Raw genomic sequence first — 26,471 nt, 5'->3', positions numbered from 1 at the left:
CTAATTTTTCCTTTCATCAATAATCTCAAGAAAAATATCATCAAGAGTCGGTTCGATAATTTCTATTCCCTCGAAACTTATCTTTGAACGAAGTACATAATAATTTAAATCTAAAAAATTGAGTTGACTATCATTCACTTGTATGTCGAGGGAACGATCATTAACAGTAACATATTTGACATAATCTTTTTGAAGTAGCAGCTCTTCAAGTTTTTTAGAGTCTTGAATATCAGTGGTAATGATTCTGATTATATTTTTGCTTGTAAAACGTTTAAGATTTGCTGGCGAATCTTGAAGTACTTTTTTCCCATCTTTGATAAAACATATTGTGTCGCTTAACATATCTGCTTCTTCTAAATAATGGGTAGTGAGAAAAATAGTAACTCCTAATCCTTTTTTTATTTTTTTCAACATTTCCCACATGCTTTGCCTCGATTGAATATCCATTCCAACTGTTGGTTCATCTAAAAACAAAATTTTTGGGTATGACATCATACTCATGGCAATATCCAGTCTACGTTTTATTCCACCAGATAAAGCTTCCGTTTTTTTATCTATATAGTCAGACAAGTTGAAAATATCCACTAACTGATTCATACGTTTTTTCATTCTCTCCTTATCTAGCCCATATAAACGACCTTGAAATCGCATATTTTCCTTCAAGGTAAGATTATCATCAGTCGAAACATGTTGTGCTACACAGGCTATATTGGAACGTATAAATTGTGTTTCATTTTCTAAATCTTTACCTAGTATTTGAACATTTCCTGTTGTAGGCTTCAAAAAAGTGGTAAGGATATTGATTAATGTTGTTTTACCTGCTCCATTTGAACCTAATAAAGAAAAAATTTCTCCTTGTTTCACCGATAAGTCAAATTCATTTAATGCACTTTTCTTATCAGCATATGTTTTTGTTAGCTTTTTAATTGAAATAGCGTCCATTCTATACCTCCATTCTTTGAATTGTCTCTATCGTACACTCTCGTATAATGTAAGAGTCAATAGCAGTAAACAAAAAAATCGCTACCACAATAAAAAAGAAAAAAACGCTTGACGTTATCACAATGTAATAGTTTATGATATTAGGTACAAGAAAGGAGTTGATACAGATGTTGAAGATAGGAGATTTTGCTTTATTATCAAAAATTAGTATCCATATGTTACGCTATTATGATGAAATCGACTTATTAAAGCCAGCCCAAATTGACAACTTTACAAACTATCGTTACTATGACGAAACACAACTACCCATTGCCAATCGAATTCAAGCGTTAAAACGAATGGGGTTTAGTCTTACAATGATTAAACAAATTTTAAATGAGTATGGTGACACCAATAGTCTTGAAGCATATTTAGAATTGCAACTTTCACAAAAAAATGAAGATTTACAAGCTTTACAAAGGCAAATCACTTTGTTAAAAAATACGATTCAGGATTTGAAAAACAGTAACAATCCCAAAAGTTTTGATATTGCTGTAAAAGAAATACCAAAAAGAAATGTAATTAGCTGTCGTAGTAAGCTATCATGGTATTCACAAGAGGGAGAATTATGGAATAGATTAAGGGAAGAAACAAAGGAATTAAATGTTCAGTTTGCAAGCCCAAGTTATGATATTGCAGTAATTTATGAAACAGATTCAGACAATAAGGTTGATGTAGAAGTACAGCAATCGGTAGTTGGTACTTATCCAGATACCGTACATACACGATTTAAAAAGATTCCTGCTATTTTAGTCGCTGCTTTAACTTGTGAGGGTGGTTATTCTCAACTGGAGGCTGTCAATGATGAGTTATCACATTGGATTTTGGAAAATAATTATGATCTATGCGGAAATATTATGAATATATACCATATTTCGCCTAAAACACAGAATGAACCAGAAAAATTGTTGACAGAAGTGTGCTTTCCAATTAGGAGTAGATAGTAAAAAAGGCTTACAGCATATCACAATATGATGTAAGTCTGCAAGATTGCTTTGCTATGAAACAGCAAGACAATCAGCAGAAATACAGCAAGGTAGCAATGGTAAAATGGAATACTAAGTCTTTATCCGTCGCATGAATCCGTTTGCCACGGGAAAGATACTTTTTCATGCTTGATTGTCTCCTTTCCGTTTACTTTGTATTAGGGCAACTATTTTGCCAGCTACAGGTGCGTTGTAGTCAAACTCTTTTAGGGGAACACTGGCAGGAATGCTCACTTGAATCATTCGTCCTTGTCCTTTGGGCTTTAAGTCATAGGTACGCTCTTTGATTTCATCTGATACCATACCATCTTTATTTTGAATTCTTACTTCACGATGGCAGAGCTGAAAACTTCAACATTTCAAAACGTTGCGTCTTTATCAATAACAATTCCATTTGCTAATCTTAAAAATAAATTCCTCTCTTTCTTTATTCTTTTACCATGTCATCAGCATTTAAATGTAATTTGTGAAGCCACGAATGCCGATTTTATAACCCTTTGCAGTAATATGTGGGTTAATCAGTTTTACACGTTTTTCAAAGTCAAAGTGCTTTTCTCCAGCTTCGGTAGGGAAACCGCAACAATATCATCTGCTCTTTGAACATTGGAGTAGAGATTGAAGTTGCGAGATAATACAGTCATTCGCCCATTGATTCTTCTCTACTCCGTCTTGTCTTTTCCAGTGAATTCCAAGTTACCAAATATCTTTTCCATGTTTGGGATTACAAATTTAAGTTCCATATTTTTACCTATCCTTTCTTAAAATTGAATCTTATCTATCCAATTGATGTTATACGATGGGCAACGCTCCTGTGTGTTGTTTCGTGTTATCACGTCCTTTCAATTTAGGTATAAAAATAGACACCTCAATTTGAAGTGTCTACCTATTACATATTCAATTTCACAATAGAAGTATCTTTTATTATTCTTACTTTTCTAGGACATTTAGTTGTATCAAGACTCGTTCATAAGTGGTAAATTAGTAGTAAAATGACTTGTTAAATCCTTAAAAAGCATTGATAAATCTAGTGTTTATGCGGATAAAATAATTTTTACTCTGTTTTTGGAATAAAAAATACAGTTCCTTACAACTTAGATAAAGAAAACATGCCTCTAAAACAGGAGGGAGATCGAAATTAGCTAGCAGCACAAACGCTTAAGGAGACGAAACTACTTTTAAAAAAGTTATTCACCATGTAGAAACGGATACTGTTTTTTAGAGAGCAAAAAAACCGGAAAAGTTCCCGGTTTTAAATAGATAATTTTTTATCCTCCCTTTAAAAGAACGCACGGACATTACAGACAGCAAGTTTAAACATTTTAGACTCTAACATAAGTTTTCTTACACACGATGTTAACAGCTTTTCCCGACTCGATCTTAGCTATTATTCAGCAAATGCCTTGCTCCTATACACTTTGCTGCATCTAAATCCAATCATTCACAGCATTATTTAATTAAAAACTTAGTTCTGCTAGAGCCTTCTTTAGACTTAGATACCTCAAGCACAGCAGGAAAAATCGTCTTTAATTCTTGCACATGAGAAATAACCCCAATCATCCTGCCTGTTTGCTGAAGATCAACTAATGTATCGATGGCTTTATTTAATGCTTCCTCATCCAGCGTTCCAAAGCCCTCATCGATAAACATGGTATCAATCGATATGGCCCCTTGAAAACTTTGGATTACATCAGACATTCCAAGTGCTAAACTAAGTGAAGCATTAAACTTTTCGCCGCCTGATAATGTCTTTACATCTCTCGTCTGACCTGTATATGCATCATAGACATCCAGAGCAAGCCCACTCTGTCTCCCATGGGATTCTTGGCGGTCACTGCGGATAAAGGTATATTGTCCATTTGATAATTCCTTCAACCGTTCATTTCCAGCAGCAATAATTTGCTCTAAATATTCAATTTGCAAATAGCGTTCAAATGATACTTTGCGATTATTTTGTCCCCGAATCATATCGTACAAATCGGTTATGATCTGTAGCTGTTGTTCTCGTTTATCGGATCTTTCGTTTGCTGTTTGAATATTTTGCTTTAAGGCTAATGCCTCTTGATAATATTGCTTGGATGCATTCCATTTCTCCATAGCTGTTTCATATTTATCCTTCAATTGGTTTAAATCATTTTGGATGCTGGATAAATCCAATTGTTGTTTATCCTTTAGCATTGCTTTTAATTCCTCTACTTGCTTCTCTAAAGTCGCTTGTGTTTGTCTAAATTGCTCCAGTTCTTCTTTTAATGCTAAACGGTGGGATTCTTTCATTTTAGCTCTTTGATAGCTTGCTTCAGAGGAAAAATGTTGTTTTTCCAATGCATGCTTAAATTGAAGAACTGCTTTTTCACGTCTATGAATCGTTTCTTGTAATTGCTTATGTGCATGATTAACCTCTGAAAGAGCCTTGGTTTGTGCCTCTTTCGATTGCTGTTGCTTCTTTTGTGCTTCTTCCCATGCCTTCTCCAGTTGCTGTAATTTTCTTTCTGTTCGCGTTATTTGTTGGTTTAGATCTATCAACATTCGCATGTTTTCAGGAATGGATCTTATTCTTTCCTGATAGCGTGCTTGCGCTTCAGCTAGCTCCCTCTCTAATTGATGATAACGTCGTTCTTGCTGTTTCTGGTTTTCTTCCAATTCTTTGTAGGAAAGTCTCAGCATTTCCGTTTGGCGTTTCAATTCGGTTAATTTATTCCGTCTATGCTTCAGCTGTTCAACCTTGTTGCTTAATTGTTTTCCTGAAAAAGCCAACTGTTCTTCTTTTTGCTTTACTTCAATCCGTTCTATTCCATGTTTCTCCACATCTATTACTTTTTCTTTCATCTGTTCCTGAATGGCACTTAATTTAGCCGCCACTTCTCGAAACTCTTTATCTAATCTATCATATTGCTGCTTCGCTTTTTCCAATTGTTCTTTAGAAACAATCTCCTTTTGCTGATTTGCTTTATGTGGATGGTTTAAACTCCCACACACAGGACATGCCTCACCATCATGTAAATGTGTTGCCAGTAAAGCAGCTTGATTATTCATCCATGTTTGTTCCAGCTTATTGTAGGTTATTTTCATTTGCATGGCTACTTTTTCTCTTTGATTCACTTCATTTTTAAGTAGGATTTGTTTTTCAGTTAACCTGCGAAATTCATGTACAAGTTTGTATTGTTCGCGCATCATATTTAATTGTTCTTGTATATCAGGAAGCTTATCTACAGAACTTTCAAGGTGATTTATTTGTTTATCAAACTGTTCTATCTCTTTACTTTGTTTACCACGCTTATCATCGATCGTGTTCAATGCCTCAGAAGCAGCTTTTTTTTGCTTTTCTAATTCACTTAGGTGCTGTTTCATTTTATCTATTTGTTTAACTGTTGGTAAAAAATCATTTAATTTATCTAGTTGCTTATGAAGTGCTTCTCTTTCTGACGCGCGTTTTTCTTCCGTTTTGTACAATGCATCTGCCTGCTCAACCTGTTCATTGATGAATTGTTTATTTCGCTCTGCTACTTCTAAAGCCTGTGTTTTAAATTCTTCTTCTTGCAGCCATTCTTTCTGCTGCTGTTCAAAAGGAATGATTTGCTGAGCTCGTTCTGCTTTGTTTAACTGTTCCTTTTTCTGCTTATAAGCTGATTTCTGTTGGTCAAGCTCTTTTAAGCGTGCCTCTTTTTGCTTGAGTTCGATAAAACGTTCATTTATCGCTTTTGCTTGATAAAACTCCTTTTGCTTTTTATCATGATCCAGATAAGCACGTTCACACATCTGTTTATCTTCCGCTATTTGCTTCTGATAGTGCAAACATTCTTCATCAAGACCTTGTAATATCTGATTCATATTATAATTTTCTTGCTCCAACGTTTGAAATAGGGAAGATTCTTTTCTGCTTGGAAGTGTTGCATAAATATGAGCAATGTATTGTTGACGTTCTTGTTCTGCTTGCCTAAAAGCTTCTTCTGTCTCCAGTTTTTTTTGTTTAAACCGATCAGCAATTGCTTTATAAGTTTCCGTTTTAAATAGTCTGCGTAAAATTTCCTCTTTGTTTTCGGTTTGTGATGTTAATAATTTGCGAAATTCCCCTTGTGGTAACATAACGATTTGCTTAAATTGATCCTGAGTTAATCCAATTAGCTGTTCTATTTTTCTGTCAATCTCTGATACGATTTGTCTATCCACACAAGGAACTTCTTCATCATCGATTATTTCAAAAAACTCATATCGTTCTCCAGTTTTGGTCTTATTTCCTTTTTTCACATGACCCATTTGCCGCAAAATCCGATATGTTTTTCCTTTTAAATGAAACACCAGCTCCACAGCTGTATGTACATGATCATCTGCAAAGTCACTTCGCAGCATGGCGTTATTTTCTCGATCTTGGCCACTGGCAGCACCATATAACGCAAAACAAATCGCATCAAAAATGGTTGTTTTTCCCGCTCCAGTATTACCAGCGATAACGAACAAACGATGATCACCCAACTCATTAAAATGAATGACCTCTTTATCCTTATACGGCCCAAACGCAATCATGGTTAATTTTACTGGCCTCAACTTCACTCACCCTTTCCAACCCCCATCAACTTCACAGCGTTATTTAATTGGTTACATGAGTTATATCTTTTGTTTCGTTTTGATCTGTTAAAAGATCATTCAATACACCCTGGAACATCTTTATCGTTTCTTCATCTGGTTCATACCCTTTTACTTCTTTGTAAAAGGCTTGAAATAGTTCAGTATCCGTCATTTTTGTCCGTTCAACCGATTTAACCTGATTAGAATCACCTGATTTTGCAAAGTTAATTTTTCGTTCTACATGCATCGCATTAGGATAAACTGAACGTATTTTTTCCATTGGCGAAAGCACAGGCGTTTCATCCGTTAATTTTACAAACACATAATCTTCGTTAATCGACTGTTGCAGGATTTCTTTTAATGAACCTTCTACTGTTCGTATATCTCTTTTTGGTGTCAACCATTTTTTTTCAAGTTCAATATTCCCTTCTCCATCCATTTCTACCATTAAAAATCCTTTTCGATGATACTCTTCCGAAATAGAATACTTTAATGGTGAACCGGCATAGCGAATGGTTGGTTCATTTACATAATGAGCTTGATGGAGATGACCTAATGCCGTGTAATGAAAGTTTTTAAACAGTCTTGCATCCACATATTCAGAACCACCAATCGCGAGTGGACGTTCCGATTCACTTGTATTAGCTTCCTCTTCCCCATAAGGCGTAACAAACGCATGTCCAACAAAAACATGCCTTGCATCTGGTTCCATTGCAGCTTCTATCTGTTCAATAATTTTCCCCATTGCATCATTATGATTACGGATTTGATCATCACCAAAAACGTTACGAACAACACTTGGATCACAATAAGGGATGAGATGAAAATGAACTTCACCATGCTTATCTTTTAAAACAACAGGTTTATTATGTTTAGACAGCTGTCCAACAATATACAAGCCGTTTTCACGCATGATTTTGCTGCCAAAGTCCAGCCGGCTGGGACTATCATGATTACCTGCTATAGCTAGTACAGGTATATTCAATTGCAGTACGATCTTATCCAAGATTTCATCTAGTAAATGCACTGCTTCTGTTGGCGGAACCGCTCGATCATAAAGATCTCCTGAAATAATCACAGCATCTGGTTGTTCATCCTCAACAGCTTGTACAAACTCTTGCATAATATGTCTCTGATCCTCTGTCATGTAAACACCTTGAACAAGCTTTCCAAGGTGCCAATCGGCAGTATGAAAAAATTTCATCTAAGAAACTACCTCCCCAAAATGCATGTTATATTAGAAAAACTTGGCTTGTCGCCAAATCTTTAGCGAAAGCTGTAGTTTTTCTTAAAGTGAAACTTCATTCAGTAGGAGTTTGCTTCCCTCTCCTACTGAATGTTAGTACCACAAGGGTATGACCTAAAGGCCCTTGAACCAATCGGGCATTTAGGTGCCGTTTTTTGCCACTTAGACTCTTTTGCATCAATTCAGGACTTGAAGTGGGAAACTTACGGCACCTTACATGCGGGATAAAGCCTAAAGTTTTATGCTTTCCTATAGTATAAAAAAAAGAAGATTATACTTAGCTAACAAACCATCTTGCCAACTAAACATATATCTAACATTGATTTTTTACTATATTTATAGTATAAAGCAATTTCTATCGTCTAACCAGCTGTTCTAATTGCAACTTTTTATTACTTCGTGTAATAGTATTAAACCAAAATAAGTAATCAAAGGATTATTAGAAAAACTTGGCTTGTCGCCAAGTCTTTATGGCGAAAGTTATCGCTTTTCTTATACGATAAAGCCTAAAGTTTTATACTTTCCTATAGTATAAAAAAGAATTCCGCTTTATTTTCGTGAATGCTATTGCTGTCAAAGACTTCTTTTTCTGAACAAATCAGCTATTTAAGTGCCGCTTTGCATGGACACACCACCATTTGCTATTCCGGTTCCTATATATGGAGGAAGTATTTACTTTGCAATTAAACGCTATTTTTAACTCCACTTTAATACAGTGTTAATGAACAGCAAGCTGGTACGTTCTCTTCTGTTTTTTGTCTAAATCTTAGCAGCAAATAATCGGGATTGAATCTAACAACACTTCATTCTAAATCGATATTCGTCTAAAAGTTTCCCGTCTCCTGCACATATAACTCAAATTTTCGCATGAAGGCTTCTCTTTATCAGAAAACTGGCAAGGGAGATTCGTAACCCTCACCTTGAGCACTTTCTATTACTTGCTGTTAGCTCTTTAACTTTAGATAATCTACCAACAATAACGAGACCTTACTTTACAAAACGAAACACAGAATGACTCATAGGCATTGCTAATCGATAAATGTTAAACTGCTCCTTTCCTTTTTTATTTGCTTTCCTCTCTTACCGCGAACAACGAAATATTCGATAATGAAGTACATCCTTGTAAGCTTGAGTTAGCTCTTGATGTTCATGTAGTAAATCTAGTGCCTCATCCACTTGTGACTCAGAGAAATGAAAATCTTGCGCATCATCTAAGCTGATTGATAAAGGATCTATGATTGGCTGATCAACTTCAATTTGCTTAAAACCTGCCTGAAAAAATTTGTCCTTCCATTCCGTTTCTGTTAATAGTTTATGGAATCCATAAAATGACATAATCAACGCTTGATCCGATTTGGACATACTTGAATCCACTACAATTTCTACTGCCAACAACCGCCCATTTGACCGTAAAACCTGGATAGCGGAAGATAGAGATGATGAGATATCGGTAAACGCCAATACAGACTCTGCAACGATCATATCAAACTGCTGATCAAGTTTTAATTTCTCTATATCTAAACATATAGCTGTAATTGGTAAGTTGCGATCTTTAAATCTTTGTACAGCTTTTTCTATCATTAATGGATGATTATCCACTGCTGTGACCGAACATGAGTAGTTTTCTGCTATAAAAGCAGCCGTCTGCCCCGTTCCACAACCAATATCCAGCACAAATGTTTCTGGACCAATTCGTTCTTTTTTTAACATGGCCTTCGTTAATTGCAAACCTCCCGGATGTGCTCCACCCACTCCAAGATTAGCTAAACTGTCCAGATAATTCATTTTTTCACCTGACTCCCATTTTTAACTTATCTATATGAAGCTTCTGTTAATCAAAATGATTTTTCTCCAATACTCTATGTTAAAACCATCGAATTGGCTACAAATGAAATCTTTTCCATTCATTTGCATATGCTATCTAAAACTTCAACTTGTTTAAGGAGTGATCAAATGAGCGGAGTAGTTCGAACAGATGAATGGTTGTTAAAGGATTACAATCATCCGATAAAAATAACCAAGCGAGTTGAATCCTATTTTCCAAATGCAGAGGCGAAAGAGATTTATTCTCATCTTACTAAGTATGGAATGTATCGAAAACCATTATCGAAAAAGCGGATTAAACAAATGCAAGATGCACAAATTTGGAAAATAATTGATATCGAATACGCGAAATTAAAAAAGGAATGGAATGGGTCTGACGTGCCAATTTTTATATTCCCTTCTGATACGAATCATAGACTGATGAAAGAATATAATGGAAAATCGGGATTAACATTTAAAGATAAAATCTTTCTCTTTGTCCATGAAGGGAATACCGAAAGCGAAATACATGCACTTCTTACCCATGAATATAATCATGTCTGCCGTTTAAATAAATACCAAAAACCGGAAGAGAAATATACATTATTAGATACGATTATTTTAGAGGGAATGGCAGAATATGCTGTCCGAAAACGGTTAGGTAAAGACTATACAGCTACCTATATCGGAAAATATACAGATGAAACGCTAAAACGTTTTTGGAACAAACTCATATTGCCCAATGCTCGATTGAAAGCAGGAAGTAAAAAATACATTCAATTACTTTACGGTTCACAGTTTCATCCAAAAATGCTTGGCTATTGCGTTGGAGAATATCTTGTCCGAAATTATGCAAATACGCATAGCACGTCGGTAAAGGATCTTTTTCTAATAAAAAGTGAAGAAATTGCCGATGTACAATAATGGGGAGCTTCATTAAAGAAAAGCGTTTTTTACTTCATACGCTATATTGTTGCCAAAGCTTGCTTTATGCCTATCCTATTGAATCTTTATAATGCTATCTCAGTAGCATGCTTCGGATTCAAACCAATTCTACTTTTACAAAATTTATTCTATGATGTGGAACTATTGCCAGTAGAAGAAATTTAGGGAGAAAATTTTCTCTCCCTTGTCTTCGTTTAATATGAGTTTTATTTTTGGCGCATTCGACCAATAAACAAACTAGTACAAGCAATGAACATAATAACAGCGATAAATACAAAAGGAATCCCAAACAGTTCACTAATAGCACCAGAAATGGATGATCCTGCTACGACACCTAATGAGAAAGCAGCATAAAAAATTCCATACGCTTTTCCCCGATCCATTTGGGTAGAACCTTCTGCTACCATTCGGTTCATGGATGGAAAAATAAAAGCAAAACCGGTTCCATAAATAATCATTGCCAGTATCCCCGTCCAAAAGGTTGTGATATAGCTTAAGAACAGCAAAGAACAACCTACCAGAAAAATTCCAATTTCCACTAATGTTAATGGTTTCATATGATCATAGATTCTGTTTATCGGAGTCAAAAAAATAATGATGGCAACAATACCAAACATACTCAATAATGCTCCGGTCACACTAGTATCCAAACCAATGGCTTCGACCTTTAACGGTAGAGCAAATGCCAATGTTCCGTTACTTATCATAATTGCAAATGCAGCCAAGGAGGCTTGTAACAACATTGGATTTTTTAATAGCGGGATAAAATGTTTCATATGAACCTTCCCCCTATCACGCGAGACAAAAGACTCTTCAATATATCGAAGTACTAAAAACGATGTAATAACAAATAAGATGGCAACAAATAGAAATACATATTCTATTTTGGAACGTGCAGCCATAGCTCCGCCTATAGCCGGACCGATAATGGCAGCTAGTCCGATGGCAGCTCCAGTAAACGCCATTGTCTTCCCTTGTGCTCCTTCTTTTGTCTTATCTCCGACATACGCAAATGCCGCTGGAATTAAAAAGCCACCTGCCAGTCCATGTAAAAATCGAATCGCCAACAATTGATATCCGGATTGAGCCAGCGGATAGAGCAATAAAATAATGGTAACAGAAACCATACCGGTAAATAACATTCGCTTTCTACCATATTTATCAATCCAATGCCCGCCAAGAATATTTCCAACCATATTGGTGAGTGAATAAACAGCCACAATTGCTCCTGTTAACACATGAGAAGCACCTAAACCAACTGCATACGGAGTAATGATAGGTAGTTGGATAAAAGTATCAATAAAAGCAACAATAATAATAAAGTATAATAGCTTAGTCATGGACTTCCTCCTCACTTTCCAACCTATTATAACTGAATTCCATTTCAAAACGATAAAAAAAGTAATGAAACTGCTTATTCGTCACAGTTTTTTCAAAATGTTAACAGCTTCCCATTTGTTGTACGGTATAAAGTAAAACTTAATTAGTACATAGAAACTGAAGGAAAGCCTTTTTTTTGGTACTATAAGAAATATCAATATAAAAGAAGGCGATAAATGTTATGCGTTTATGGAGACGTTACAAACAAACATCCTTTATAATAAAAATGACAACAGCATTTTTGCTTGGTATATTTGCAGGAATTCTTTTCCGGCAACAAACAACTATACTCGAACCGTTAGGAACATTACTTATACATTTACTTAGCCTAATTGCCATTCCGGTTATTTTTCTTACAGTCGTATTAGCAGTAAACAAAATGAATATGACTCAGCTAGGTCGCATGGGCGGAAAGCTTATTCTATACTATATAGCTACTACTGCTTGTGCAGTACTTATCGGACTCGGACTAGCCTTATGGATTAATCCAGGAGAAAACCTTTCTTTACCAGACACCACAGTAGAAAAACCGGAAACACCTAGCTTTTCCGATATTATTTTACAGATTGTTCCGGAAAATATTTTTTCCGCCTTCACTTCTGGTAATCTAATGGCGATTTTATTTATTGCAGTCATTATTGGGATTGCTATTTCAACCATGAGACATGCTTCCGATAAAAAAATGATCGAATATGGGAATTTACTCAATACTTTTTTTACAGCATTAAATGAGATGTTCTACAAGATATTGCAAGGTGTGCTTTTATATGCACCAATCGGCATTTTTGCGATTAGTGCCACAGCATTTGGAAGCCAAGGATTGGCAACCTTTCAATCCTTATTAACGTTCACACTTGTCTTTTATGCTGGTATTGCATTATTGTGGTTAGTCGTCTATACAGCCTTTTTAAAATTTTCGAATACACCTGTGCTCGCGTTTTTTAAACAAACAAAAGAAGCTTATACGACTGCCTTTTTTACATCTAGCAGTATCGCTGCGCTACCAATCGCAATTCGTTCAGCAAAAAAAGCCGGGATTTCCGAAACTACAGCTAACTTCGCCCTGCCACTAGGTGCTGTTTTCAACTCAGACGGAGGAGCACTGCGCATGGGAGTATCATTGGTTTTTGCAGCAAATATTACCAATTTAAGTCTTTCCCCGCTCGATTTTCTAAGTATCGTAGTCATCGGTACTTTGTTATCGATTGGCACTGCAGGCGTACCTGCTGCAGGACTTGTGACATTATCTGCTGTCTTAAGTATGTTTGGTCTGCCTTTAGAAATTGTTGCGTTAATTGCCGGGGTGGATGCGCTGATTGGAATGGCTGGTACTGCTTCCAACGTGATGGGTGATATTGTTGGCGCAGCTGTCGTCGACAAATCAGAGCGTAAACGTGCCGCATAAAGTGAAACTTCATTCAGTAGGAGTTTTCTTCCATCTCCTACTGAATGTTAGCTTGAACGAATCGGGCATTTAGGTGCCGTTTTCTCCCACTTAGACCCTTTTGTATCAACTCAAGGCTCTTGAAGTGGGAGTCTTACGGCACCTTAGATGCGGGATAAAAAATAATATTTGAAGAAATTACTTTTGCATGTGCTTTTTTTGGTACATGCTTTTTTGTTGATTTGGTTAACATTAACTTTACTGTTTTATAATTTCTACATTCAAAACTACCCTTCCATGAATAATTATTGGAGACTAAGTTTATTTGGTTGATATTTTGGAGTCACCTCTATATACTATTCATGTGAAATTTTTCACATGATAAACAAGCATTGGAAGGAGTTTAAAGATGGAAGCAGAAATAAAAAAACAGCAAGTTATTCATGCAGGACAACTGCATAAGGTTGAGTACGTTTTGGGAATTATAGGAATTATATCAGTTCTTGTACTTGGTAATATCTTGCTAAAGACGGATCTACTTTTCTTTCGATTATTGATTGGAACAGGTTTAGGTTACACTTTGACACGTGCATATACCGGTTTTGCCGGCAGTATTAATCGTGCGTATACTACCGGTTCAACAAAATTGTTACGAGCGATGATGTTCATGTTCTTTATGACCGCTCTAGCAACAACTACTTTTTTATTTTTATCTGACCCAGCTAACTATGATCTATGGATTAATCCAATTAATTTTGGTGTTATAGCAGGTGGGCTATTATTTGGATTTGGCATGGCATTTTCTTCATGCTGTGCTTCAGGTGTACTAACAGATCTAGCAACAGGTTTCCCGAGAGCGTTTATTACACTATTATTCTTTGGTTTTGGTATATTCATTGGCTTTCCAATTCAACATACAGCTACTTGGGTGACTAACTCTTGGGTTACATCTTCTACAGGCAATCAATTACAAGGTGGAGTTTTTCTACCAGACTTATTTAAATGGGACGGGCTTGGAGGATATTTAGGAGCTGTCTTGCTCACGGCTTTATTTTGTGGTATAACCGTTTACTTTGCTTATCGCTATGAAAGAAAACGAAAAGAGCATCATAGTTATCATGGATATCTAACCGAAAGAATACAAGATTTACCTGATACGTTTGAAAGTAAAGACTATAAACTATTCAGTTATGAAACATATCGCCGTATTTTTATCAAACCTTGGACCTTGAAGCAAGGAGCTATTGTGATTAGTATATTATTTGTATTATTAATGGGAGTTACCAAAGCCGGCTGGGGAGCTTCTACACCATTTGGGATTTGGTTTGGGAAATTATTAATGTTCTTAGGTGTTTCACCAGAGGCCATTGCTTCCTTTACAAAGATGTCTACAGAACCGTTTGTTATGCCATTTTTTGAACATCCAGTTTCAGTGCAAAATTTTGGAATCCTAGTAGGAACAGTTATCTATTTATTAACAGCTGGTAAAATGAAAACGATGTTTTTACAAGGTGCACATATTCGAAAAAGAGAAATAGCTTTATTTGCATTAGGTGGACTATCAATGGGATTAGGTACTCGCCTATCTAACGGCTGTAATGTAGGAGCATTGTTTACTCCTATTGCCAATTTTTCCCTTTCCGGCTGGATCTTCTTCTTATTCTTAGCACTTGGCGGAATTATTGGAAACATGGTTGCTAAACGTGTATTTTAAATACTTAAGTATTTTTAATAATTAATTTATGAATCATTGAACAAAAAATCTTGCTTGCAAGTAAAAAATAGTACACTTAACCGTTTGTGCATATACCGATACAGGTATGTGTACAAACTCACAATTATTTGCTATGATACTAGTATCAACTATGTGATTAATAGCACAATATGTTAATTCCAAAAACGAACTGAACAAGCAGGAAAAAAGTTTCTTAACTAAAGGAGACAGGAAAATGAGTAAAAAAATTGTTGTTGTTGGTGGAGTGGCAGGCGGAGCTTCTGCTGCTGCAAGAGCAAGAAGATTGGATGAACATGCAGAAATCATTATGTTTGAAAGAGGACCTCATGTTTCTTTTTCAAACTGTTCCTTACCGTTTCATTTAAGTGGTATTGTTGAAAATAGTGATGATCTTATACTAATGAACCCAAAGCAATTCAAAAACCAATATAATATTGAGACCCGCGTAAACAGTGAGGTTATTGCTATTAACCGCAGAAATAAAACAATCAGTGTGAAAGATTTAACTACAGGTGAAATCTATGAAGAAACATACGACAAACTAGTATTATCCCCTGGAGCCAATCCAATTGTTCCTGATTTGCCTGGTGTAGATTACTCTCATGTATTTACCGTTCGTAACGTCGTAGATATTGCTAATTTCAATGCTTATGTAAAGCAGGATCACGTCAAACAAGTTGCTGTAATTGGCGGGGGTTTTATTGGCATTGAAGTTGCTGAAAACCTTCGTTTAGCTGGTTTAGAAGTGTCATTAATTGAATTTAGCAACCAAATTATGGCTCCTTTTGACTATGATATGGCGCAAATTCTTCATAAAGAAATGCTTGATAAAGGCGTAAATGTCATCGTAAATGACGGGCTAGCAAAAATTAAAGAAAATTCTGTTGAACTACAATCTGGTAAAATACTAGAGGCAGATGCGGTTATCATGGCTATTGGTGTGAAGCCAGAAACAACATTAGCAGTAAATGCCGAGCTGGAGATTGGTGTAACTGGCGGTATTAAAGTGGATCATAATTATAAGACTAACGATAAAGATATTTACGCTGTAGGGGACGCTATTGAAGTTTACCATAAACTGACACATGAACCTACTCGATTAGCTCTTGCCGGCCCTGCCCAACGACAAGCAAGAGCAGCAGCAGATCATATTTATCATATACCACATCGTCATAACGGAGTCATTGGTTCTTCTTGTATTCAAGTATTTGATCAAAACGCTGCAGCCACTGGTCTAAATGAAAAACAGGCTCAGCGCGCAGGTATTCCATATGATTTTGTCTATATTATACCGAATGATAAAGTAGGATTAATGCCGGAAAGTAGTCCTATCCATTTTAAATTAATTTATGAATATCCAACTGGAAAAATATTAGGTGCTCAAGCAATTGGAAAGGGAAACGTAGATAAACGGATTGATGTTATCGCAACGATGATTACAATGGGCGGGACACTAGAGGATTTAAAAGAATTAGAACTCTGTTACTCACCAATGTTCGGTACCGCTAAGGACGTTGTTAACTTTGCAGCATTGGTTGCCTTAAATCGATTACATGGAGCTTTCAAACAGGTATCTGTAACAAAAGTACGAGAATTAGTAGAAAATAATGCATTTATTATGGACGTAAGAGAAAAACATGAATATGAAAAAGGTCATGTAAAAACTGCTGTCAATATTCCGCTAAGTGAGTTTAGAAAACGCTTAGATGAAATACCGAAAGACCAACCCGTCTATGTACATTGTCGTTCTGGTCAAAGAAGTTATAATGCTGTCACGGCATTGCAACATTTGGGCTATACTAATATATACAATATCTCTGGATCTTATTTAGGCATTTGTTTATATGAATATTACAATGATCAAGTAACTGGAAGATACAAAATCGTTACAGCTTATAATTTTAAGTAATCTGTGATGTGTAATGAAAAATAAACTCAATCGTTTTGATATTTTAAGTTTAGTACTGGGATCTATTATAGGTTGGGGAGCTTTCACGCTTCCCGGGATTAAATTTCTTCCGGAATCAGGTGTTATCAATACGACAATCGGATTATGTATTGGTGGAATCGCCATTATTTTTATTCAGAAGGGCTATCATATTATGATGCAGCAACATGCAGAAGATGGCGGTGGTTTCTCTTACACATATAAAAATCTAGGCAGGTTACATGGCTTTATTGTAGGGTGGGCTCTAATCCTTTGTTATTTGAGCATTGTTCCCCTTAATGCAACAGCTTTTGTATTGGTTGTTAAAATTTTATTTGGTTCTGCCATCGACTGGATTCACCTTTATGATCTTGCTGGAAATCCAGTCTATTTATCTGATGTAGTTATGGCTAGTTTGATCATTATATTCTTTACTATCATTAATATTCGCGGGCTGCGTAAAAGTTCTAATGTGCAAAACATCATGGTTTTATTTTTAGTGCTTAATATATTCATTGTCTTTATCGCCATGCTATCTGAAACGGGTACAATGACTTTAAAAGAACATTATGTTAATCATTATAGTTTCCAGTTTAGTGAAGTAATAAAAGTAGTAGCTATTATTCCGTTTCTGTTTGTTGGGTTTGACATTATCCCTCAGGTAGCAACACAATTAAACTTCAAACCGGAAAAAACAACTCGGATAGCGATTCTTGGAATTTTTTCGGGAGTAATGATATACAGCCTGTTAAACTTTATTACTTCTCTAGCATTTTCCCCTTCCGAGGCGAAACACCTCGATTGGGCATTAGGTGAAGCTGTAATATCTCATGTTGGCAATTTTGGGTTTTTACTATTAATTATTGCTCTAATGACTGCTGTATCAGGGGGAATTAATGGTTTTATGATTAGTAGCAGTCACCTGTTATCTTCATTATCCTCTTATAAGCTTTGTCATAGAAAATATATGAAGCAAACAGAGAATGGTGTTCCGATCAACAGTGTATTATTTATTACAGCTATTAGTTTAATTGCCCCATGGTTCGGACGAGAAGTCATTATTTATATTGTTGACATGGCTTCATTTCTTGCAGCTGTTGCTTATGTTTATGTTTGCTTGATTAGCTATAAAAAAGCAAGCACTCGATTCGATCAACTTTTAACTTGTATAGGAATGATCATTAGTTTCAGCTTTATCATTCTTTTGATTACTCCCCATTCTCCTGGTCAATTAAGTACGCCATCTTTACTTTTCATGGCAATATGGGGAATAGTAGGTGTGTTCTATTATCAACGTTACGCTAACAAGCTGGCAGAGAAAATTTAAAAAAACAGGTAACATAACATGAACAACGGATTTGTTTGCTCTTAAAAGATGAGTGGATTTTTCACCGTTGAAATTGCTCAACGTAATGAAAAAATTTCACTCTGCATATTTGGATGTTTCTTTTGTAAAGTATGACGTGAGAAAGTCCCGAAATTTTAATATACTCGACCGGACAGAGTATGCTCCAGTCCAATACATCTCCGTTTTTTAAGAATAAAGAAACAGTAGTTTTTAAAGGTTTTGTGATGTTAACTTTTAGAATATGCACTTATATAACACCACACGCCAACTATCTATGGTCGGCGCGTGGTTAGATAATTATGGTTTAATTAATATCTTTACTTGTGACTTATCGTTCAGTAATGTTTCAAAGCCTTCACCGACGATATCATCTAAATCTATTTTTTTCGTAATCAGGTCAGCTACTTTCAATCGTCCCTCAGCAATAAGTTGAATGACGGTAGGAAAAATATTTCTATAACCAATCGACCCAACAATGTTCATCTCTTTAAATACAACCGTATTGGCACTTAGTTCAGGATTTGATTCCCAAAGGCTGACAATTACTACCTCACCAGCCATTTTTGTACTATCGATGGCTTGCTGCAGTACAACAGAAACCCCAGTAGCTTCAAAACTTACATCTACTCCTCCATTGGTTTGGTTTAAAATTTCAGCAACGGTATTAACTTCTGCTGGATTAATTGTTATAGCTCCTAGCTTTTCTGCCACTTTTCTCCGCTCTTCAGACAATTCAACAACAAATACTCTTTCTGCTCCTGCAAGTAAACATGCTTGAATAGTTAATAAACCTATTGGTCCTGCTCCAAATATTGCTACTGAATCTCCTGCTTTTAATCTGCTTTGCCTAACTGCATGCAAAGATACTGCCATAGGTTCAACTAGAGCTGCCAGTTCATAACTTAATTTCTTTGGAATCTTATGTACCATTGTTTCTGATATAACTGCATACTCAGAAAATCCACCGCCAACACCAGACATCCCATAGCACCCGATACGTTCACAGTTATTATAAAAACCTCGGCGACACGAATGACACTCCCCACAAGAAATAACCGGTTCAACGACAACACGATCACCGACTTTTAAAGTTTGCACTTTTTCACCGACTCCTACTATTTCTCCTGAAAATTCATGTCCCATAATGACTGGGGCTGTTTTATTGGTTAATGGATGCGGCTCCTTTGTTGGAATCGTAATCGGACCAGCAACATATTCATGAAGGTCACTTCCACAAATACCCGCCCAAGCTACTTTAATCTTTACTTCCCCTGATTCCACTACTGGTTCTGCTACATCTTCAACGCGAATATCTTTTTTTGCATACCATACTGCTGCTTTCATTACCCTCACTCCTGTAATTTTTTATTTTTGCTTGAATGTTCTAAACATGAATATAACATAAACCACTTTGTGTAATCGGATACATTTAGCAATTTTTCATGACATTTTAACTAGTTCTAAATACTTATAAAATTTCATATTGTAAATAGTATAGAAAGATATGCACGAGGAACATTCAAACTCGCCAATAAATGGATGGATTTAGGAGGATATATAATGTGGTAGTAATTAAATTTAATATTTATATAAAGTAACACACGTATTACTGCTAAGTAAGATAATTTAAGAATAGTTAATTTTTTGAACACTGAACAACAGAAGAAAAAATAAGTCTAGCAGATGAGCACAAATTTACAAAAAAATTAAATTCTATCAGTCCTGTTACCTAACACTGTACTCTGTTTTCGTCAGCATTTATATATAGACACAAAATTATGCCATCTGCAATCGATAACACATCTAAACTTCGACCTCTATATTGTGACTTTATGTTCTGTCTTTTTATATAAGATACATCCATAGTTATCACGGTACTTTTTATCACTTTATGAAAATACCTTCCTGCCAATTTGTTCTTAAATATTTTATTGAATAAATTAACACATTGTCAAATGTTAGCGGTCTAATTTCCAGTTTCAATTCAAGCACCCTTTCTTCCCATTGGATTTAATTCTCCACGTTTATTAAAGTTAAAGCTATCAAAACGATATTTACAATATAAAATAACTAATTGCTCAGGGAGAATAAACATCATTGCATAAAAAAGCAAAATACATAAAGTTATCATAAAAATAGATTCTATATCTAAAAAGCTAAGATTCCTAATTAAAAATTGAACAATAAATAATAACCCTATACTTCCTATAATAATTAGAGATAAGTACGATTTTATTCCTTGCTCTGCTTTATATCTTATCTCACCTTTTTTTGAACCCGCTCTATATTCACCTTTCCTTAGTAAAATATAAAAACGAATAGATGTGAAAATAAATATCAATAAACCTAACGTCATACTTACATAGGTGAATATCATTAGGGAACGAACATCAATTGATTGTTCCTGCCCAATTAAGAATACTCCCGCAATATAAAAGCAAACTCCGCCTATATTTTGTGATGCGAATATAGCAGTTAAATACTGTATTTTTTGAGCTTTTTTATAAAAAAATGGTATAGAATATATAATAGACATGATAAAAATAATACTTGAGATAAAACCATGAATATAAAAGATGGTATTTTTATAGGGATAAATTGAGTCATCCGCTGCTACAATATAAACTAAAAAAATCATTAAAGGCTAAAAAAAATTGCTATCATTAAAGCAAAAGCAAGAGAGCTTAGACTCTGCCTGCCTGATTCTAAAGGTCCTCTTAATACCGCAAAGTCTCTTTCAGATAATTTCTTCAACATAATTAACCCTCCAATAAATACATGCTGAATAATCAAAATAACCTATAACTCCAACTATTTAACTGTACTGATATTTTGATGTTATGCGATATATTGTACTTCTTATAGTTTTTAACTATATTCCTGTTTTATATAATTTAAATCGTGCTTTTGAAAAGTTAGACGTCACAATACTAGTAGCCAAAAATAAAACAAAAGAAAGTAATAATAAATTTATTAAATTGTATAACAAAAGTAAAACAAAACATAGAATAGCACCTAATAAAACAATTGATGCAAGTATCGACTCAAAAACAAACCTTTTTTTCCTTTATTGAAATAGTCTTTTAGCGTCTCATTTGATATATATTTCTTTTAAACTGTAAGCTGAATTTTTATGAATATATCTACCTATAATAACACTCAAGACTATGCCAGTTGAAACTATAATCACCATATAAGCAGGATTGTCTGTGGATAGGCTGACATTTTGAAGATTTCTCATTAATATTAATGCAGTTAAAAAACACGTCCAATAAACTGTTCGGTTTACTTCTTTATGATAAGCTTTATATACCCTCAGGGTTTGAATATCAAGTAATATAGTATAACCTATTCTTCCTTTATCCTTATTTCCATAAATTGGAACCATCCTATTATTCACGCTTGCCCTCCTAACCAAATACTGAACCTAAACCTCCGAAAAAACCTTACACAGCTTCTCCAATTTTTGCACCAGCTAATCCACTCCTAAGTGTCCACCCGCTTTAACGACAGCATATGTAACATCTTCTCCTTTATAAACCATAGAACCAAAATCTATTACAGATGCTACATGGGACTCCATACCTCGCACCTGTTCGTATTGTTTGAATTAATGTTGATGGAGGTGCAGAAAATGTTTTAACCTCTCCATCGACCCCTGCAGCGACTAGTCCACGACTCATAAAAAAAGTAGTGTTCTTTTGCGTCATCTAATTATTGCAGATGCAATAGGGTTCGAGACTTCTTCCGTAATCGAATTTCTAATAAACCCAGTTCCACCCGAATATCTCCTGCTGGGATGTTCTTCTGTATCTTTTGTATCTGCTGTAATTTTTGGAACAGAATCTCGAATAGCCATAATTTATCCGCTTATCCCCATTCTAGTTGTTTAATTTTGTTTAAAGCTGAAGCCTTCGACTATTAAATAAAAAGCATCTCATTTAAAGTCCTTTTTTATCCCTGGGTTCCCTTAAAATTCTCTAAATAAAGCAGTAATTTAAGTATATATATTTCCTACTTAAACTACTGCTTTATTAAAATCATCTATTTTTTTCTATCGGTATATCTTTTCTTTCTTCAATTATTTCAACGTCTTCTTTTGGAACCCATTTTTCATAATAATATTTGTCTGTTCGATCAAAATTAAACTCTCTTGCAAGTTTTGCATCTCCTGTTCCTAAGTAAACTTTTCCATCTTTTTCATTTGACATGACATTAAATTTTTTATTTTTATAGATTGCCTGAGGTTTAATATAATAGAGTTCACTGAGGTTTTCTTTTTTTATTTTTTTTGTATAAACTCCACTATTGAATTTATCAACAAAATCATTTGTTACTTTTGCAGGGTCGTCTGTCATTATTAAAAAATTGTTATCAACATCTCTTGTAACTTCATACTCTATATTATTGTAGACACCAAAATATCCCTTCTTTGGCAAATCAATCCCTCCTTCATTTCACCGAAATCCATTTCTTTCCATCAAAGACCCCTACAAGTTTTTCCCTACCATCAACAACTTCAAAAAGTTTAGCTCCTTGCTCAGGTTTTTGCCTGTCTGCAAATCTCCACTCTGGAATCACTTCGCCATTCCTTGAACCAGTAAATCCGTTTTGTGTACATGGTGGGCCATCTGTATTTTTACCTCCAAATATCTCCATATGGTATTTCAATATTATCCACATTATTTGTTTTAAATTCTATTTTTCCATAAGTGTTTCCGTCTTCTGGAAAAGGTCTACTTCCATCCCATGAAACGTAATCCAAACGTGAAGATTCTACTACATCGTCATAATTTTTAATATGCCCCTCATCATCTGCTTTGGCTATATAGCCTCCAACCTCCGTATAATCTCCTGATAAGTATTTCTCTATATCTCCTGCTGTGATAGTCTTCTGTATCTTTGTATCTGCTGTAATTTTAAGCATGGAATCTCGAATATTTAATTTTTTGGCTAGTAATTCATTCGCTTGCCTCCATTTTAGTTGTTAAATTCCTTCAAGCACTATTTTCTTTGTTTGTTTTAGTTCCCTTGAAATTCTCTAAATAAAACATCTTCGTTTCTAGCTAAACAGTGAATTAAAAATTACTTATGCTAAATTTCCTTTTGTTAAATTTCCGTTTAGTATATCAAGCTTAAAGTTTACTCTATTTCTCCCAAATTTATCTTGATGTTTATCATCCCCATCACAAACGATTGAGATATGATCTGTAAATTCTTGAAAATACATCATTTTATATCCATTCGGAGGACTAACCTCATACAAATAGTCTCCTTTTAAATCTAATGCTATAACCTCTCTATCTTTAGTCTTGTACATAATTAGTATTAATTTCTTATAAGGATAGTACCCTACTTGAATCAAAGAGTCTACTGTTATTTCTATATCGTTTTTATTATGTTCCCATTGGATTAGCCCTGTCTTTAAATTATAAAACATTAGTAACGAACCATCAAAGTGGTGGTAAAAAACCTTTTCTGTAATGAAGTTCTTTCCTGAGGATATTACTACATAATTATTTATATTATTTTCTGTTGCTATAATTATGTCTTCTATTTCAATTTTTACTTCTTTGTTTTTAAAACTCCAACTCACATATTTATTATTAAAAACTAGATTATTAATCATCTTTATCCTCTCTTTTTTATTTTATAGGTCTTACAGAAATTACCTCTAAATATTGCATTAAATCAATATTTCTATCCAATAAAATATTAAATTGATTCGCACCACCAGACAAATAATTATTTGTCCCCAAATCTATTTGGGGCCCTACAGGTCCTTCTAAAACCGAAATATTTGTTCCATCTTTTACCTTATACTCCACAACTTTATCAATATTAGGTTTCCATTCATTTTTTACAGCCAATTTTTCTCTAACATAGTTAACATCTTGAATTGTGTCAGAATTTGTACCAAAACGCCCCGGGTAAATTGGATCTTGTCCTTGAGCTAAAGCCATCTCAAAACGTTCTCCAGATTCAAGTGTTCTTTTCTTAGGAACATATCCACTTGGCCAAGGCGACTGTTCTTTAACTAACTTCAAATAATCATCAATCGAACTATTTGGATTATATCGAGAAAATTCTTCCCACGTTTTATTTGATCCAACACCTAATTTTCTCCAGTATTCGTCATATCTGACGGCTTCAACCGAATCCATTAAATCTCCAAGGAATTTCTTCTCTCCAACAACTTTACCCTTCCCAACATTTACTCCTTCAGCTTTACTCAATGTATTCCGAATCGCATTCTCAAAGGAGCTAGTATTTCCTGCGGGCATATGGACTTTCCCTACCTCATCAATTGCCAATACCTGACGAGTGGAAGGAATTTGATGGACTTTAGCAATGGTTGTATCAGCTGCTTTTCTCACTTCAATAGCATCCACTGCCAATTTATCCTTAACTACTGCACCGGCATTTTTTATTCTCAGTTTGCTATATTGGCTTGCAGAGAGAACCGTATCCTTTACGTGCTTCCATTCCTGTTTTGCAGTTACTTGAACTCCTGTTTTCACTCCAAATTTTCTCATATTTGCTTCCTGATGAGCAAAACGGGCGCTACTACTGAATTTTTTGATTCCTGCTACTCCTATAGACTTAAGACAACACCCTCATTCAAACATTGTGCATTAGAATCCAAAAACTGTTGAACATTTTCTTCTAAAGTTTTGTCAATCCCGGTAACATCAGGAATTGAAGTTTAATCAAAAACAACAACCCAAGTAATATCTACCTAGATTGTTGTGTACTCTTTTTAATTTCTACTTTTGAAGTAGTAAATCTTTTCGTTCTTTAATAAATTTTTACTTCATTTTTTGGGATTTGCTTTTCATAATAATATTTATCTACTCTATCCATTTTATATGTTCTTGCTAATTTAGCATTTGGTGTTCCTATAATTACATCTTGTTTATTTTCTTTGATTAGTTCAAAAATTCCATTTTTATAAAAAATCTTCCAGGTGATTTTGTATAACTCAATTAAAGAAGTTTTATCAACCTCTTTTATAAATAATCTTGGCAAGGAATCTTTGTTTAAATAAATATCTGGATATACTTTTTCTACAAAACCTTTTTTAATTTCTTGCTCATTATCGCTAACTAGTCTTACAATATTGTCTTTAATACTACTGACTCTATATATCCCCATCAAACTGAGCAAAAATAGAGCTTGTCATAATCAGAGCTCCTTTCTTAAAGTAGAAGTACCGCCACACTAAACATAAAAATTTTTCTCCGTTCCTCTGTTAACACTTTTAAAAATGGCAGCTACACTCCTACGCTCATTTCCACATAATGCCTTCCCATATAGCTAGTCTTATATTCAACAAATACAGGAGTTTTCTGTTTCATTCCATTCATTCTAATATAATTCATTAACTCCCAATACTTCGTTTGAGATTGCGATTCAAAATTATTCAGTACACGGGTCATTATCATCGGTTTAATGGACAAATAGCTGTGAAAATATATTTGTTCTTGATCGTCAATAGTAATTATATTTTCTATTATTGGCAAAAAAATTTCGGCATCCATAACCTCACTTGTTGGATCACTCAAAATAGTAAATAGTATGCTACCATTCAGTTGGTAACCGTTCTTTTCCAAAATTGATTGAAAGTCTTTTAGTGCTAGATCCATTTCTTCTGGAACAAACCGATAATATTTTGATGCGACATTGCGATAAGCTATATGATAATTAGGAGTAATCATTTTTTGTCTCCCCACTCTTTTTAATAGGAACATACAAATCAATGATAATATCTCCATAAACTTCCAATAGTACACAATAAAACGTATCTTCTATTGCAATATTTTCCCCCATTGCATAATTCTTAATTTTTCTATGAGCTGCATGAAAGTCTACTTCCTGATCTGCCTGACGTAAAGCAAGTGCCTCATCAATATGAAACCGCTCCTGAAATTGAAATTCAGTTGTATTCTTTAAATGGACTCGTTCATTAATAGGGAGATAGTACGTAAAGCGACCAAATTTTTTCTCTCCATTTTGGGGTTCTACTGAAAAAAAGATGGGGCCATTTTTATAAACGCCTTCCGCCAGTGTTATATCTTCCATTATAAAAATACCTTCTTGCCAGTTTGTTCGTAAGTCATTTATTGAATATGTTAACACATTGTCAAATGTTAGCGGTCTAATTTCCAGTTTCAAT

Annotated in this window: 24 protein-coding genes and 1 pseudogene; 6 read left to right on the top strand and 19 right to left on the bottom strand. The window is 34.8% G+C overall.

The window, feature by feature from the left end:
* Positions 1-942 carry an ABC transporter ATP-binding protein gene (locus BN1066_RS14835; protein WP_077320227.1) on the bottom strand — a complete coding sequence of 314 codons (942 nt, stop codon included), beginning with the start codon at positions 940-942 and terminating at the stop codon, positions 1-3.
* Between the two features lie 167 nt (positions 943-1,109).
* Between BN1066_RS14835 and BN1066_RS14830 the strand changes: the two genes are divergently transcribed.
* Positions 1,110-1,925: a MerR family transcriptional regulator gene (locus BN1066_RS14830; RefSeq protein WP_179104410.1), complete on the top strand. Its 816-nt coding sequence runs from the start codon at positions 1,110-1,112 to the stop codon at positions 1,923-1,925.
* A gap of 165 nt (positions 1,926-2,090) precedes the next feature.
* Here the strand turns inward: BN1066_RS14830 and BN1066_RS21315 are convergent, their stop codons facing one another.
* From BN1066_RS21315 to BN1066_RS14805, 5 genes and pseudogenes are all read right to left on the bottom strand, one after another.
* Positions 2,091-2,270 (bottom strand): DUF961 family protein, encoded by a 180-nt coding sequence (locus tag BN1066_RS21315; RefSeq protein ID WP_425445282.1) that lies wholly within the window; start codon positions 2,268-2,270, stop codon positions 2,091-2,093.
* Positions 2,271-2,420: 150 nt separating this feature from the next.
* A pseudogene (locus BN1066_RS21310) lies at positions 2,421-2,608 on the bottom strand (DUF961 family protein).
* An 805-nt stretch (positions 2,609-3,413) separates the two neighbouring features.
* Positions 3,414-6,506 (bottom strand): AAA family ATPase, encoded by a 3,093-nt coding sequence (locus BN1066_RS14815; RefSeq protein ID WP_077320225.1) that lies wholly within the window; start codon positions 6,504-6,506, stop codon positions 3,414-3,416.
* Between the two features lie 43 nt (positions 6,507-6,549).
* A complete protein-coding gene (locus BN1066_RS14810) occupies positions 6,550-7,731 on the bottom strand; it encodes an exonuclease SbcCD subunit D (protein WP_077320224.1) in 1,182 nt (393 codons plus the stop codon).
* Positions 7,732-8,853: 1,122 nt separating this feature from the next.
* Positions 8,854-9,558, bottom strand: coding sequence for a class I SAM-dependent methyltransferase (locus BN1066_RS14805; RefSeq protein ID WP_077320223.1), 705 nt, complete (start codon positions 9,556-9,558; stop codon positions 8,854-8,856).
* A gap of 168 nt (positions 9,559-9,726) precedes the next feature.
* Between BN1066_RS14805 and BN1066_RS14800 the strand changes: the two genes are divergently transcribed.
* Positions 9,727-10,500, top strand: a complete 774-nt coding sequence (locus BN1066_RS14800) for a DUF2268 domain-containing putative Zn-dependent protease (protein ID WP_077320222.1) — start codon at positions 9,727-9,729, stop codon at positions 10,498-10,500.
* A 227-nt stretch (positions 10,501-10,727) separates the two neighbouring features.
* On the opposite strand, the gene BN1066_RS14795 is transcribed toward BN1066_RS14800, so the two are convergent.
* Positions 10,728-11,861: an MFS transporter gene (locus tag BN1066_RS14795; RefSeq protein WP_077320221.1), complete on the bottom strand. Its 1,134-nt coding sequence runs from the start codon at positions 11,859-11,861 to the stop codon at positions 10,728-10,730.
* Between the two features lie 221 nt (positions 11,862-12,082).
* On the opposite strand from BN1066_RS14795, the gene BN1066_RS14790 reads away from it, so the two are divergent.
* The 4 genes from BN1066_RS14790 to BN1066_RS14775 all read left to right on the top strand — a co-directional run bounded on the left by BN1066_RS14790 (position 12,083) and on the right by BN1066_RS14775 (position 18,274).
* Positions 12,083-13,306 carry a dicarboxylate/amino acid:cation symporter gene (locus BN1066_RS14790; RefSeq protein WP_077320220.1) on the top strand — a complete coding sequence of 408 codons (1,224 nt, stop codon included), beginning with the start codon at positions 12,083-12,085 and terminating at the stop codon, positions 13,304-13,306.
* A 388-nt stretch (positions 13,307-13,694) separates the two neighbouring features.
* Complete coding sequence (locus BN1066_RS14785; RefSeq protein WP_218668081.1) at positions 13,695-14,999, top strand: YeeE/YedE family protein; 1,305 nt, start codon at positions 13,695-13,697, stop codon at positions 14,997-14,999.
* Between the two features lie 235 nt (positions 15,000-15,234).
* On the top strand, positions 15,235-16,929 hold the full coding sequence (locus BN1066_RS14780) for an FAD-dependent oxidoreductase (protein WP_077320219.1): 1,695 nt from the start codon (positions 15,235-15,237) through the stop codon (positions 16,927-16,929).
* A 13-nt stretch (positions 16,930-16,942) separates the two neighbouring features.
* The gene (locus BN1066_RS14775) at positions 16,943-18,274 is read left to right on the top strand and encodes an APC family permease (RefSeq protein ID WP_077320218.1); all 1,332 of its coding nucleotides are present in this window, start codon (positions 16,943-16,945) and stop codon (positions 18,272-18,274) included.
* A gap of 318 nt (positions 18,275-18,592) precedes the next feature.
* Here BN1066_RS14775 and BN1066_RS14770 read toward each other — a convergent pair whose 3' ends face one another.
* From BN1066_RS14770 to BN1066_RS14720, 12 genes are all read right to left on the bottom strand, one after another.
* Positions 18,593-19,639 carry a 2,3-butanediol dehydrogenase gene (locus BN1066_RS14770; protein ID WP_077320217.1) on the bottom strand — a complete coding sequence of 349 codons (1,047 nt, stop codon included), beginning with the start codon at positions 19,637-19,639 and terminating at the stop codon, positions 18,593-18,595.
* Between the two features lie 640 nt (positions 19,640-20,279).
* The gene (locus BN1066_RS14765; protein ID WP_245799806.1) at positions 20,280-20,831 is read right to left on the bottom strand and encodes a hypothetical protein; all 552 of its coding nucleotides are present in this window, start codon (positions 20,829-20,831) and stop codon (positions 20,280-20,282) included.
* A gap of 555 nt (positions 20,832-21,386) precedes the next feature.
* Positions 21,387-21,695 (bottom strand): hypothetical protein, encoded by a 309-nt coding sequence (locus tag BN1066_RS14760; RefSeq protein ID WP_077320216.1) that lies wholly within the window; start codon positions 21,693-21,695, stop codon positions 21,387-21,389.
* A 306-nt stretch (positions 21,696-22,001) separates the two neighbouring features.
* On the bottom strand, positions 22,002-22,154 hold the full coding sequence (locus tag BN1066_RS20340; RefSeq protein ID WP_179104409.1) for a hypothetical protein: 153 nt from the start codon (positions 22,152-22,154) through the stop codon (positions 22,002-22,004).
* Between the two features lie 181 nt (positions 22,155-22,335).
* Entirely contained in the window at positions 22,336-22,734 is a 399-nt protein-coding gene (locus BN1066_RS14755) for a hypothetical protein (RefSeq protein WP_077320215.1), read from the bottom strand.
* A gap of 13 nt (positions 22,735-22,747) precedes the next feature.
* Complete coding sequence (locus BN1066_RS14750) at positions 22,748-22,966, bottom strand: hypothetical protein (RefSeq protein WP_077320214.1); 219 nt, start codon at positions 22,964-22,966, stop codon at positions 22,748-22,750.
* Positions 22,935-23,222 (bottom strand): hypothetical protein, encoded by a 288-nt coding sequence (locus BN1066_RS14745; protein ID WP_077320213.1) that lies wholly within the window; start codon positions 23,220-23,222, stop codon positions 22,935-22,937. Before BN1066_RS14745 ends, BN1066_RS14750 begins: the two co-directional genes overlap by 32 nt.
* 162 nt (positions 23,223-23,384) lie before the next feature.
* Positions 23,385-23,924, bottom strand: coding sequence for a hypothetical protein (locus BN1066_RS14740; protein WP_077320212.1), 540 nt, complete (start codon positions 23,922-23,924; stop codon positions 23,385-23,387).
* A gap of 16 nt (positions 23,925-23,940) precedes the next feature.
* Positions 23,941-24,816, bottom strand: coding sequence for a hypothetical protein (locus tag BN1066_RS14735; RefSeq protein ID WP_143695844.1), 876 nt, complete (start codon positions 24,814-24,816; stop codon positions 23,941-23,943).
* Positions 24,817-25,093: 277 nt separating this feature from the next.
* Positions 25,094-25,450 (bottom strand): hypothetical protein, encoded by a 357-nt coding sequence (locus BN1066_RS14730; RefSeq protein ID WP_077321500.1) that lies wholly within the window; start codon positions 25,448-25,450, stop codon positions 25,094-25,096.
* A 119-nt stretch (positions 25,451-25,569) separates the two neighbouring features.
* Entirely contained in the window at positions 25,570-26,013 is a 444-nt protein-coding gene (locus BN1066_RS14725) for a DUF5085 family protein (RefSeq protein ID WP_077320210.1), read from the bottom strand.
* Complete coding sequence (locus BN1066_RS14720) at positions 26,000-26,470, bottom strand: hypothetical protein (protein ID WP_077320209.1); 471 nt, start codon at positions 26,468-26,470, stop codon at positions 26,000-26,002. The genes BN1066_RS14725 and BN1066_RS14720 overlap by 14 nt, the downstream gene beginning before the upstream one ends.
* Position 26,471 lies beyond the last annotated feature (1 nt).

The sequence above is a fragment of the Virgibacillus proomii genome (genome assembly GCF_900162615.1).
In the GTDB taxonomy this organism is placed as follows: domain Bacteria; phylum Bacillota; class Bacilli; order Bacillales; family Amphibacillaceae; genus Virgibacillus; species Virgibacillus proomii.
Note: the sequence above shows the minus strand (reverse complement) of the source record. Positions and strands in the feature narration are given on the sequence as shown.

What these genes read in the sequence shown, in the direction of transcription:
- BN1066_RS14835 (WP_077320227.1), bottom strand. Translation starts at nt 942, where the DNA reads ATGGACGCTATTTCAATTAAAAAGCTAACAAAAACATATGCTGATAAG.
- BN1066_RS14830 (WP_179104410.1), top strand. Translation starts at nt 1,110, where the DNA reads ATGTTGAAGATAGGAGATTTTGCTTTATTATCAAAAATTAGTATCCAT.
- BN1066_RS21315 (WP_425445282.1), bottom strand. Translation starts at nt 2,270, where the DNA reads ATGGTATCAGATGAAATCAAAGAGCGTACCTATGACTTAAAGCCCAAA.
- BN1066_RS14810 (WP_077320224.1), bottom strand. Translation starts at nt 7,731, where the DNA reads ATGAAATTTTTTCATACTGCCGATTGGCACCTTGGAAAGCTTGTTCAA.
- BN1066_RS14805 (WP_077320223.1), bottom strand. Translation starts at nt 9,558, where the DNA reads ATGAATTATCTGGACAGTTTAGCTAATCTTGGAGTGGGTGGAGCACAT.
- BN1066_RS14800 (WP_077320222.1), top strand. Translation starts at nt 9,727, where the DNA reads ATGAGCGGAGTAGTTCGAACAGATGAATGGTTGTTAAAGGATTACAAT.
- BN1066_RS14795 (WP_077320221.1), bottom strand. Translation starts at nt 11,861, where the DNA reads ATGACTAAGCTATTATACTTTATTATTATTGTTGCTTTTATTGATACT.
- BN1066_RS14790 (WP_077320220.1), top strand. Translation starts at nt 12,083, where the DNA reads ATGCGTTTATGGAGACGTTACAAACAAACATCCTTTATAATAAAAATG.
- BN1066_RS14785 (WP_218668081.1), top strand. Translation starts at nt 13,695, where the DNA reads ATGGAAGCAGAAATAAAAAAACAGCAAGTTATTCATGCAGGACAACTG.
- BN1066_RS14780 (WP_077320219.1), top strand. Translation starts at nt 15,235, where the DNA reads ATGAGTAAAAAAATTGTTGTTGTTGGTGGAGTGGCAGGCGGAGCTTCT.
- BN1066_RS14775 (WP_077320218.1), top strand. Translation starts at nt 16,943, where the DNA reads ATGAAAAATAAACTCAATCGTTTTGATATTTTAAGTTTAGTACTGGGA.
- BN1066_RS14770 (WP_077320217.1), bottom strand. Translation starts at nt 19,639, where the DNA reads ATGAAAGCAGCAGTATGGTATGCAAAAAAAGATATTCGCGTTGAAGAT.
- BN1066_RS14765 (WP_245799806.1), bottom strand. Translation starts at nt 20,831, where the DNA reads ATGTCTATTATATATTCTATACCATTTTTTTATAAAAAAGCTCAAAAA.
- BN1066_RS20340 (WP_179104409.1), bottom strand. Translation starts at nt 22,154, where the DNA reads ATGGCTATTCGAGATTCTGTTCCAAAAATTACAGCAGATACAAAAGAT.
- BN1066_RS14745 (WP_077320213.1), bottom strand. Translation starts at nt 23,222, where the DNA reads ATGCTTAAAATTACAGCAGATACAAAGATACAGAAGACTATCACAGCA.
- BN1066_RS14740 (WP_077320212.1), bottom strand. Translation starts at nt 23,924, where the DNA reads ATGATTAATAATCTAGTTTTTAATAATAAATATGTGAGTTGGAGTTTT.
- BN1066_RS14730 (WP_077321500.1), bottom strand. Translation starts at nt 25,450, where the DNA reads ATGGGGATATATAGAGTCAGTAGTATTAAAGACAATATTGTAAGACTA.
- BN1066_RS14725 (WP_077320210.1), bottom strand. Translation starts at nt 26,013, where the DNA reads ATGATTACTCCTAATTATCATATAGCTTATCGCAATGTCGCATCAAAA.